A 471-nucleotide genomic window follows, 5' to 3' on the forward strand; every position below is an offset into this window, starting at 1 on the left:
GGCGGCGCGATAGTAGAAGTTGGCCGGATCGTTGGCGCGCGCCGGGGGCTGGCCTGAAGGATCGACGAACTGGATGTCCGGCACGCCGTGACGGCCTTCGCCGATTAGGGTGTAGACCGGCGTGATCGCGCCGTAGATGCTCATGTCCACGTCGTCGGCCGACGCCTTGCTGTACTGGGCGTCCAGCCAGATCGACAGGCGGTCGGTCGGGTGGAATTCCGCCGCCAGCGAGAAGTCTTCCGTCAGGGTCTGAAGATCGCGCTCGCGCTTGGGCGCCACCTGCAGGTTCGGGGCATTGTTGACCAGAAGACCGCTGGTGAAGACGCCGTTCGAGCCATAGGTGAACGGGTTGCCGGCCGTCGGCGTCGGATCGCCGCCGCTGCCCAGATCGACCTCGATCACGCGCTCGGTCCAGCCGGAACGAGAGTCGGCGCGGATGTATTCGCCGGTCAACTTGGCGCGGCCGTCGTT

1 protein-coding gene is annotated in these 471 nt (G+C 66.5%); it reads right to left on the reverse strand.

Going from position 1 to position 471, the window contains the following annotated elements; all coding sequences use genetic code 11:
- Positions 1-471: hypothetical protein (locus tag CVH10_RS25710; protein WP_219924749.1), on the reverse strand; the 471-nt coding region annotated here is incomplete at both ends.

Origin of the sequence: Halomonas sp. ND22Bw (assembly GCF_003011945.1) — a bacterium.
In the GTDB taxonomy this organism is placed as follows: Bacteria; Pseudomonadota; Gammaproteobacteria; order Pseudomonadales; family Halomonadaceae; genus Halomonas; species Halomonas halophila.